Origin of the sequence: Anabaena sp. UHCC 0204, assembly GCF_009711975.1 — a bacterium.
Classification (GTDB): Bacteria; Cyanobacteriota; Cyanobacteriia; order Cyanobacteriales; family Nostocaceae; genus Dolichospermum.
Genome location: NZ_VIKW01000066.1, coordinates 1 through 9,954, shown reverse-complemented (window position 1 = coordinate 9,954; position 9,954 = coordinate 1). Strand labels below are relative to the sequence as shown.

11 protein-coding genes and 1 pseudogene are annotated in these 9,954 nt (G+C 35.5%); 8 read left to right on the top strand and 4 right to left on the bottom strand.

Annotated features, from left to right (window positions below; translation table 11 throughout):
• The 4 genes and pseudogenes from FJR04_RS24225 to FJR04_RS24210 form a co-directional block, all read left to right on the top strand.
• Positions 1-573, top strand: a 573-nt coding sequence (locus FJR04_RS24225; protein ID WP_168499677.1) for a hypothetical protein, incomplete at its 5' end; no start/stop codon positions are given.
• Positions 574-668: 95 nt separating this feature from the next.
• Positions 669-1,169 carry a GIY-YIG nuclease family protein gene (locus FJR04_RS24220; RefSeq protein ID WP_254445395.1) on the top strand — a complete coding sequence of 167 codons (501 nt, stop codon included), beginning with the start codon at positions 669-671 and terminating at the stop codon, positions 1,167-1,169.
• Positions 1,170-3,214: 2,045 nt separating this feature from the next.
• Positions 3,215-3,310: pseudogene (locus tag FJR04_RS26365) on the top strand (IS1 family transposase); the annotation flags it as partial.
• Between the two features lie 19 nt (positions 3,311-3,329).
• The gene (locus FJR04_RS24210) at positions 3,330-3,602 is read left to right on the top strand and encodes a hypothetical protein (protein ID WP_168499674.1); all 273 of its coding nucleotides are present in this window, start codon (positions 3,330-3,332) and stop codon (positions 3,600-3,602) included.
• 113 nt (positions 3,603-3,715) lie between these two features.
• Here the strand turns inward: FJR04_RS24210 and FJR04_RS24205 are convergent, their stop codons facing one another.
• Positions 3,716-4,234, bottom strand: coding sequence for a GIY-YIG nuclease family protein (locus tag FJR04_RS24205; protein ID WP_168499672.1), 519 nt, complete (start codon positions 4,232-4,234; stop codon positions 3,716-3,718).
• Between the two features lie 38 nt (positions 4,235-4,272).
• Complete coding sequence (locus FJR04_RS24200) at positions 4,273-4,563, bottom strand: hypothetical protein (protein ID WP_168499670.1); 291 nt, start codon at positions 4,561-4,563, stop codon at positions 4,273-4,275.
• Positions 4,564-4,740: 177 nt separating this feature from the next.
• On the opposite strand from FJR04_RS24200, the gene FJR04_RS24195 reads away from it, so the two are divergent.
• From FJR04_RS24195 to FJR04_RS24180, 4 genes are all read left to right on the top strand, one after another.
• Entirely contained in the window at positions 4,741-5,394 is a 654-nt protein-coding gene (locus FJR04_RS24195) for a tyrosine-type recombinase/integrase (protein WP_168499668.1), read from the top strand.
• Positions 5,395-5,689: 295 nt separating this feature from the next.
• Positions 5,690-6,004 carry a hypothetical protein gene (locus tag FJR04_RS24190; RefSeq protein ID WP_168499666.1) on the top strand — a complete coding sequence of 105 codons (315 nt, stop codon included), beginning with the start codon at positions 5,690-5,692 and terminating at the stop codon, positions 6,002-6,004.
• Positions 6,005-6,036: 32 nt separating this feature from the next.
• Positions 6,037-6,633 (top strand): GNAT family N-acetyltransferase, encoded by a 597-nt coding sequence (locus tag FJR04_RS26360; protein WP_168499664.1) that lies wholly within the window; start codon positions 6,037-6,039, stop codon positions 6,631-6,633.
• Between the two features lie 99 nt (positions 6,634-6,732).
• Positions 6,733-7,542 (top strand): pentapeptide repeat-containing protein, encoded by an 810-nt coding sequence (locus tag FJR04_RS24180; protein ID WP_168499663.1) that lies wholly within the window; start codon positions 6,733-6,735, stop codon positions 7,540-7,542.
• 198 nt (positions 7,543-7,740) lie between these two features.
• On the opposite strand, the gene FJR04_RS24175 is transcribed toward FJR04_RS24180, so the two are convergent.
• Together FJR04_RS24175 and FJR04_RS24170 are read right to left on the bottom strand one after the other, a co-directional pair.
• Positions 7,741-8,715 carry a hypothetical protein gene (locus FJR04_RS24175; protein ID WP_168499661.1) on the bottom strand — a complete coding sequence of 325 codons (975 nt, stop codon included), beginning with the start codon at positions 8,713-8,715 and terminating at the stop codon, positions 7,741-7,743.
• Positions 8,716-8,798: 83 nt separating this feature from the next.
• Positions 8,799-9,836, bottom strand: coding sequence for a protelomerase family protein (locus FJR04_RS24170; RefSeq protein ID WP_168499660.1), 1,038 nt, complete (start codon positions 9,834-9,836; stop codon positions 8,799-8,801).
• Between the last annotated feature and the right edge of the window lie 118 nt (positions 9,837-9,954).

The following is a 9,954-nucleotide window of genomic DNA, read 5'->3' as shown; positions in this document are numbered from 1 at the left end:
AAAGACGCTGTTCCCAGTTCACAAGAAACCGTCAATCTTAACCCCACACCTGTTAATTCTAAAACTGTTCACACTGCCGCAACTTTTGAACCATCCCAGTACATAGCATCAAATCTATTTGCGGACACTTCTACACTGCCACGAACCACTAGAGTAGAAGCCGATAAAGCAATTCAATCTATATCTGAAAAGAGAGAGACGTTAAGGTTAGTTGGGGCGAACTTGCAACTAAATACCGATGCCTACAAAGTCGGTTCACTGTCTGAAAAAATGAATCAGGCTAATATAATCTTCCAATCCGATGGAGTCAACACACAAGCCAAGATTGTAGGGTTTGAGAATGCTAATGTTAACCTTCTAATCGCACAATCTAAGTTAGGACAAACTCAAGAAAAGTTGGCTCATCAAAACATTGAATTAGAGGGATTGCAATCTGAAACACCACTAAGAAAGCTGTACTGGACTGCTAAATTATCCTTAATTGAGTCCCGAATTAGTCAGGTGGAGTTAGCTAAATTTCAGTTGGATGCAAAGATTGGTGCTATTGAATCTGAAGCCGAATCAATCGAGTGATTGTCGTATTTTAAAATTCGACATTTCTTATTAGTAATCAGGGTGTTTAATCGCACCCTTTCTATTATCTGTAATATCGTACTACAGCAGCTACAATGCACTACCCTACCCCTACTAATTACATTCCAAGAAATGACAATGAACCTGGTTACATCTATTTGATGGAGTGTGTAAATCTTCCCAAGTTTATCGGATTTTCGCTGGTTAGACGCTGCAAGATTGGTTTAAGTCGTAATCCACAGGCTAGACTACAAAACTTCATAGATAATCAGCCACCATGCGATATCAAGATACTCAGAACAATCTATGTAGAGGATATGGCAACAGTAGAAAAACGGTTACATCAAAAGTTTTATCACTGCAATGTGAAGCTGACTAAATCTAGGGAATGGTTTGACCTTAATCCATTAGATTTTCTAGCAGTTAATCGCGCTTTTGATGAGTATCAAGATAGAAATAAACTACCCGTCCTAAAAATTAGCTTTTCATTACTTGGAATAGCAGTTTTAACAATGGCTTTATTAGCCACACAAGCCACACCACAAAGAACACAGCCTCAAATTAAACCAGTAATAGAAGGAATGAAATCAATATGAACTTTCAAGTATTAAGAAATAGCTTTATAGTCGGGTCATTGGGTGTATCATTTACTGGCTTTATCGCACTGTTCACACCCTATCAGCAGTTCTCACAATTCCTTATCTCATCTGGATTAGGGTCACTTGGTGCGTCTAATTTAGCCATAGTATCTAGTCAGAAAATTAGTAATAAAAAACGCAATAAGTTGTTAGCGGAAATTGACAGTTTGAGAACGGAAACAAACAGCTTCGCTAGTATGTTGGCTGATAAGCATAAATTATTAGTTTCCGCCGATGAGGAAATAGAGAAACAGCATCAAGATATTAGTAATCTGTTGGCTTTATCTACTCAATTGGAAACTGAACTAAAAGCCACTAAGGAACTGCTAAATGATACCCAATCTATTAACTTTGAAACCGCTGTCACTACATTGCGGGAAAGTTTGGAAACAGCACAATCTCAAATTAATTCATTAATTCCCTACTTAGTGAAGAAGTTTCCCGATGTACGGAACAACTGCACAGAATTATTGAACCAATTTAACCACGATTGCAAACAGTTATCAGCACAAATAGGGGTAATTTCTGACAATAGCAGCTTGAGTAATGAGGACTTGATAGCGGCTTGTATTGCCATACAGCATGAGATTATTCTCAAAGGGTCATCTATTAAAGCCAAGCTTTATAAAGCAGCCTGTGACCATCTACAAAAGCAGCTTTACAACGTTATCCCCATTACAGAACATGAGGAAAAATTAACTAAACTACGTGAATATTTCTTAGGGAATATTAAAGCCATACAAGCAGAATTTGGACAGGTGGCAGACGGAGTAATTAGTGCATATAAGCAAGATTTTAGCGAGGTTGTTAACGACGGTTTAGCGCAGTCTCAAGAATTGGAAACATTGCAAAATCAGATATTAAGTCTTAATGGTAAACTCCAAGATTTGAGTAAACCTTTGCAGTTTGTAGGGACTTCGGAAAGTGCTAGGGTAGGCAATTCAATTATTAATTACTATTCCTCAAAGCTAGGAATTACCCTTGATGCAATTGATTTTAACAGCACTGACTCAGGTTATAAATTGTTATTTCATCTGTCAAGAAATAACCGTTTCATTCCCTGTGATCAGCTTAACGATGGAAACAACCCAGATAAAATCAAAGAACTGTCAGGAAGTCTAACTACTCCCAAGTTCACCCAATCGGAACGCGGAAACTATGTGAGCTTGGATATTGAGTTAAGGAAACAGGAGAAGAAGACCCTCACAATTGAAGATGTTAGGCGATTAATAGAACCTTCTAATAAATTTGGTGAGTTAGTTAGTCGGTATCATCAGAACAAGCCAACTCTTAGGGTAATGACTAGAACAGGTGGAGGTAAAGGTATTGCGGTTAAAAACCTACTTCACCACTACATAAACCACTGGGAAAACTGGGAACTGTGGCTTAGTGACCCTCAACATGGAAGCTTTGAGGATTATTGGAACTGTCCTAAAATTGCCAAAAATCCATCACAAGCTGCTAACATTTTGGAACAGTTCATAGAGGAATTTACGGATAGAAAAAACAATCAATCATTTAATCCGGATATCCCAGTTGTGGGGGTTTTCGATGAAACTGACAAGACTTTTGACAAGAAACAAAAGGGAGGAATTAGCCAAATTTGGACAGAGATTAGACATAGAAAGATGAAATTAATCTTAATAGGTCAGTCTTCCGAAGTTGGCAAGAATGGGTGGACTTGGGATGAAATGAACAACTGCGGCTTAATGTTCATTGGTGATGCAATTGGAACAGCGATAAAGCACGCCGATGATATGGGATGGTCGCAAGATATGAAATCTAAAATACCATCTATCTATGCAAAGGTTAGTGAGTTTTTTAACCAACAAAATGCAGATATTCCTACTAAGAACCATTACCGACTGGCTTTATTAATTGATGGTATGAAGTATGATTTTGTAGAGATTCCCCCCGCTTTAGATGGAGAACTGACTAATAATAAATCTTGGCTTGTGTCGTCCCCTTGGCAAAGTAAAGCATTGAAAGAGGGGCAAAATATAGCCTGTGTTCATTGTGGTAGTCTGGACATTAAAAAGAACGGCAAAAGCAATGATAAACAACGTTATTCCTGCAATTCCTGTGGGAAGTCTTTTAGTGTTTAGGAGTTAGTTAAAAATGAAACCAACTGAATTTAAGAATGAAATAATTGCAGAATTAGATATTGATTATCAAGACTTAGAAAATAAAGCCACGTTATCAACTAGCTTGGTTATGGTTATTCATGGAAAAATCGAGAACAAATGGCAATTTCTGGAAAAGATAATTTTAAAAGACAAGCCAGATTTAAGCTATTTGAATGATGTCTTTGAAAGGTATAAAAACAAGCACATAAACAAGCCACAGATAGACTATTCTGATGCAAAAGACCCCGACGATATCCCGTTTTAAATATCAATAAATATCACTTGATATTTAAAAATACTGATATCTGATGATATTATTCATATAATTTCATACATAGAATATTCTCCTAATCATCGAGTGACCGGGGGGGGATTTTGTTATCTCCATACTCCTGCTTTATTCTGTCTAGCAATTGTTTCCGCAATCTCTAAACTAGATTGATTAGGACAATTATCTGTTTTAATTTTTGCTAGTCCATTAACTAATAATTCCTCTCTAAGAATTGAAACTTTATCAAAAAAATCTTTAGGAGAGTTTTCGCACTTCAGGGATTCTAAAAATAAATTTTTGTAGAATTCAAACCTACTTTTTCTTTTCTTGGAAGACTGTAAAAATGTTCCCCCTTTTACCTTTTCCGCGCCATGTAGCTCTATATACTTCATGACAAAGAAGTCTTCATAAAATTCTCCCTCTATCATTCTTTTTGTGTCTGTTTCAAATACTTCAATTAAAGATATTACAGGATTTAATTTAGTAAAATATGCGCCTTTTCCTTGCTTATGTTCTTCTAGTCTACGGCTTACATCAATAGACTGACCGATATAGTAACAATCATTTTCAAGCTGAAGAGCATATATATTTATGTTTTTTTCAAATACCCTTTCTTTCTTTTTCATGAGAATCAAAGACAACAGATAAATTTTTAGAGTTAGAATTAATAGCCTTTCCAGTGATTAAAAGCTAATTTTATGCCTATGCTTATTAAAAAGCCACTAATCAAAAATATAAATGCACTATTGAATAGATGATAAATATTAGGTGCAAAATTAGCAAATTTAGAAAAGACTGATGCAAATATTCCTACTAAAAATAGTGCAAATAAAGATGTTCTACTGTTCCATGCTGCAAACGCCCCTATGCAAAATGGTACAAAACAGTAAATTATATATATTAAACTGTTAGCGATATCTAAAAAAGGCTGTATAAGACTTGGAAAAGAAGTCATGATTTGAGTTCCCTTGAATTTTGATTGTATTAGTACATTATTTACCAGTGTAACAATATTGGCAAGTATCGAGGTAAATAAGGACTTTATAGCGACGTTAGAAAAAAATTAGTAAAGCGTATCCTCTATCAATGCCCTGTAACTGTAAGCTGTAGATCACAGGGTCTATAGTGGCTTATGAAAATCAACAGGCACGGACGCGCCAAAGTGCTGACACAGCAGGAAATCCAGTTAATATTTAGTCAAGGTCTAGATAACGACCGTGACCGGATGCTGTTTGGTGTGTGTTTATTTAGTGCCTGTAGGATTAGAGAATGTGTAACCCTGCTAACTGGGGACGTTTACACAACCAAGGGTGAAGTTAGACCACTATTTGTCATCAGAAAATCAAACACCAAAGGAAAACTGGCCACCCGTTCCATCCCAGTAATTGAAGACCTACGGCGGTTACTCGCTGAACATTACCGACTAGCAGGTTATGATTACCTGTTCCCTGGTAGGAGCAACGGTCATATTAGCCACGATTCAGCAGCAAGGATTTTAAGGAAAGCTTGTGAGCAAGTAGGAATCACTGGAGTTAGTACCCACAGCTTCAGACGGACAGCCTTAACCCAGATGAGTAACGCTGGCATACCGTTAAGGGTAATTCAGGAATTGTCAGGACACCGGAACTTAGAACAGTTACAAAGATATCTAGAAGTGAGTGATGAACAGGTGTTAGGGGCTGTTTCTGCCTTATCAATGCTGTCACCTGTGGGTAATGTCGTTAAACATCAATTTAACGACATGAATACAACTGAAAATGTACGGGTAGAAACTAAACATGATTAGATATGATTAATTGTATATATAAGCATAGTTTTATGCACGGTTTAATCGTGGTAAATCACCAATTTTTGTTTTAATCGGTGATATAAATCGGTGATATAAATCGGTGATATAAATCCGTGATATAGTTGATTAACTGGTACTAGTTTAAAGAACTAGTTTAAAGAACTAGTTTAAAGAACTAGTTTAAAGAACTAGTTTAAAAACTGGTAAAAATCCTCAAACCCACTCAAACTCACTCAAACCCACTCAAACCCACTCAAACCCACTCAAACCCACCGAAAGGTAATGAGGTAGTATGTTAAACGTAAAAAATCATTCGTTTTATAATCTTTCACAACGAATTAAAAATTTCTTCTCCTTGGTAACACAAGGAAAAAATCAAAGTGTGTTAGAAGATAAAGTTGCTCAACCTTATCGTAATGATGCTTGGGTTTTATCTAAGAGAGATTCAGAAATTATCTTAGATAATCAAAGTGTGTTAGAAGATAAAGTTGCTCAACCTTATCGTAATGATGCTTGGGTTTTATCTAAGAGAGATTCAGAAATTATCTTAGATGCTATGGAAAACCCACCCGCACCTTCTAAAGCTCTGTTGTCAGTTTTTGAATAAATTAGGTTTCTTGATACAAAGATAAAGAAATTGTGGCAATCTGCATATATCCATTAGAAAACACAGGGCATACTCGTAGTAGTATTAAGAAACTTGATTTTAAGTGTACTGATAGTAAAGAAGAAGAACTTTATCCAGAGCTAGTGAAATATATAAAACAACTAGCTTGGAAAAACAATGAAATAGGTGGTATTGCTAGAACTTTTGTGGCTTGTCCTGAAGACGATAGAAAAAAAATCCTTGGTTATTATACCTCCAGCATGAGCCTAATTGAGCTAAAAAATTTACCTGATGAAGTACAAGAATCACTACCGGGTTATCCTGTACCCGCATTACTTATTGGTAAATTTGCGGTAGACAAATTGGCACAAAAGCAAGGTATTGGTAAACAATTATTAAAACACGCATTTGAAACTGCACTTGAAGTTTCTCAAAAAGTGGGTGTATTTGCTGTAAGAGTTGATGCTAAAGACGAACAAGCTAAACAATACTACCTAAAAAAAGGTTTTTTATCATTAGAAGATAAGGCATTAGGTCTTTATATTCCTATTTCTACACTAAAAGCAGCTAAAGCTGAACAAGAAGCCAAACAAGCTTCAGAAATAAATCTAAGTCTGCTCTCTAATTAAATTATGACATTCTCTATCTAAGCAAAAATGCAATGTGTTATTAATCCTTTGAGCAGATTTTTAACCCTGCAAAAATACAAGAAAAAATAAGGAAGCGTTATGAATATAGAAGTTTTAATAGAACGTTATTTAGGTGGAGAAAGAAATTTTAAAAATGTTAATTTACCAGTTGATGATGTTGATAATTTATTAGTGATAATCAATAAATTGGAAAATCAGCAGCAACGAAATTTTCCAAAAGAATTGTTTAAATTAATTTATAAGAATAATACTATAAAAGATATTATTCTGAGTGATGTTGATTTTACTGGATCGAAAATAATTGGTGCTGAATTTCATAAAGTAACAATTAATAAGGTGAATTTTAGCAAATCTAATCTATCTTATTCCACATTTCAATCTTGTTCTTTTGTCAACTCATTTTTTAATGAAATCAATCTTGTTAAAACTTCTTTTTATAATGTTAATTTAAGTGAGATTGATTTGAGTAATGCTATTCTTCGCCAATCAAGTTTAGCTAAAGTTAATTCTACCAAATTAAATTTGAGCGGAGCGAATCTGAGTGAAACATATATACATCAGTGCATTTTAAAAGATACCGATTTTAGTGGAGCTGATTTGACTGGAGCAGAACTTTGGGGTGTTAAGCTTGAAAATTCTAATTTAAAAAACTCTAACTTTAGCAAAGCTAGGTTAGAAAATTGTAGTTTAAGCGGAGCAGATTTGTGTGGAGCTAACTTTGAGGAAGCAAGTTTAATGGCTCCAGAGAGCTTAAATATATTGAACTCATTTGGATTTGATATACAACAAATGTTTGGAACTAATTTGACAGGAGCTTACTATAATTTAGATACTAAATTTCCCAATAATTTCAATCCTAAAGCATTAGGGATGATTTATAAAGAATAGAAAATTAATCAAAGTCAAGAAGATAATAGAAAAACTCTTTAAACCATTCTAAGGGCTTACGTTTGGATATTAATCAGGTTTCTATGCTAACTCTCTTATCGTCTAATATCAAGAGGTTTTGTATAGAGATGTATAAAATAATTTAGCACTAAAAAAGGGAGCGCCTAAACTCCCTAAAAGTATTGCTGTGTAAAACTTTTAATCAATTCCATCAGGAACTAAAGCCACTACATCAATGACATCTTCTATTTTGCGTTTATCTGCTTTACGGTTCAGATATGGTGTAAGTTCATGAGTTGCATTATGGCTATCAATATCATCTTGGTAGTCCGTCAATATTTCCTTCACAGTTTGAGGTTTTGACCCTGTTAACGATTGGATAGCAGTTTGATTAATATGCCACCTATCCCCCGTCTCTGATACTATTTCCGAGTTATGTATTTTAATTGCCTGTATGGCACGTTTAACCATTTCTCTAGCACGTCCAGGGTGTGTTCTGTACTTTGCACTAAGTAATTCTTGTGTTTCAACTCCTGATAAATCAGAATCGAATTGTTTAGCTTTACCTGTTAAAGTAGTCGCATAAATAGTACAAGCTTTTTGGATAAAATCAGCTAACGACATACCAGAATAATCTAGTGCATCTTGTACCTTCTGTTGAGTATCAGCGTCAAGTTGTAAAGTTTCGATTTTCATAGATTCTAAAGTTAATTCTGTAGTGGTTTCTGGTTTAGTTTCTGCGGGGATATTTTCAATTATTTCTGTTACGGTATTTTCTTTTGTAATGGTTTCTGGTTTAACTTCTGTAGTGGTTTCTAGTGATGGTGAAAAGCCAGTAAAATGTTGATTTCTGGCATCGTCTCCAACTACTTCCCATCGTTCCTCACTAGCAGTTGCATACCATAAAGCTAGGTGTTCAAATCGTTCTACTTGACCCTTACCAGCTTTAGTAAAGTAGTAACCGGGTGTAGCTTCATTTTTATCAGGGAACGCCGATTGGATAGCTTTTCTCAAAACAGTTCTACATCTTGCAAAGTTCCCATCTGATACCGCTTTTTTCATTTCACCCCAGTATTTAAGGGTAACTTTCTTAATAGCTAATTCATCAGTTAGGTTTTGTAGTTCCGCCGTAAGTTTTGAGGCAATATCAGAAGCTTTTTTAGTGTCACTCATAATAGAAGTAGGTTTTTTATTTGTTATCCCTATACTAACTCTCTTGTTTAAATATGTCAAGAGGTTTTGTATAGGGATTTATTTTATATTTTAGTAAGTGTTCCTTTCTTTATCTCATACCGTTTATAGGCGTTTATCGTGCTTTCATCGTCATCGCCTAACACTTCCTTAGCAAAGTCCAAAAAGTCATAGGGATCTACATTCCCATCATTGATAATTGCGGCTCTCAAATATGCGGCTCTAAACTTGTGATAGGTTCTCTCATCGGCTGGGAAAATATCCCAATCCTTACAAGCTTGGTTTAAGGTTTTAGAGAATCTTCTGTTTACCCGTTCGGGGTCTTGATCTTTATCAAATCGTTTACCCTTACTGTTAAGCCAGTCAAGAGCAAAGCAGACTAAATCAGCAGGTAATAGAGTAGGGATTTTAAAAGTTACATCACGTAATTTAACAGCTTTATCAACTACTCGAATCTTCCTATCCTTGCCTTTCAATTGACCCTTAAACGCTACGGTATGGCTATCAATTAACTCAAAGCTTGCTGATAGATGGACTTCTGCCATACGCCGTCCAGTTGCCAAAGCTACGGCACAAGAAACATCAAGCCAGTTAATGCTATCCTCACCATTTTTAACGTCTGTAAGGATGTTGTAGGCATATTTTAGGGAGTTAGTTAAATCAATCTCGATCCGATTTTCTACTTTGCGGCGTTCTGTGACTGTTTCCCGATAACGGGTATTCTGGTTTTCCTTGTAGATAGCAAATTGATTTGATAATTCATTACCGAAGTTAGTAATGATGGTATTGACGGGGTTAAGTAGTGCAGCATCTTTTAATTCTGTTTTAGATGCAAGTTTTAATGATTTCTTTAACGCTGTAATCTGTCTCAAAGCTGTTCCATATTCCTTGTCATCTTCTGGCTTGTCATCAGGGTAATTGAGTTTAAGCAATCTTGCCTCTTGAATAGCCAGCTTATGCCAGCCTGTTAAATCCCCTACGCCCTTCTTACGTTGAGTGATTTTGTAGGGTGCTAAAGCCTCAAACTGTGGCAGGAGAATTTTAACTCTGTCATCTATAACAGAGTTGGTTAGTTCATCAGCAGCAAGTAGTGGTCTAGACATATCCTTGATATCCTTAATTAATAAAATTCATAATTAGATAGTAACCAAGGATAAAAAGAATGTCAAGAGGATTTGTATAGAGATATCAAAATAATTCCCCACACCCACACCCTAACCT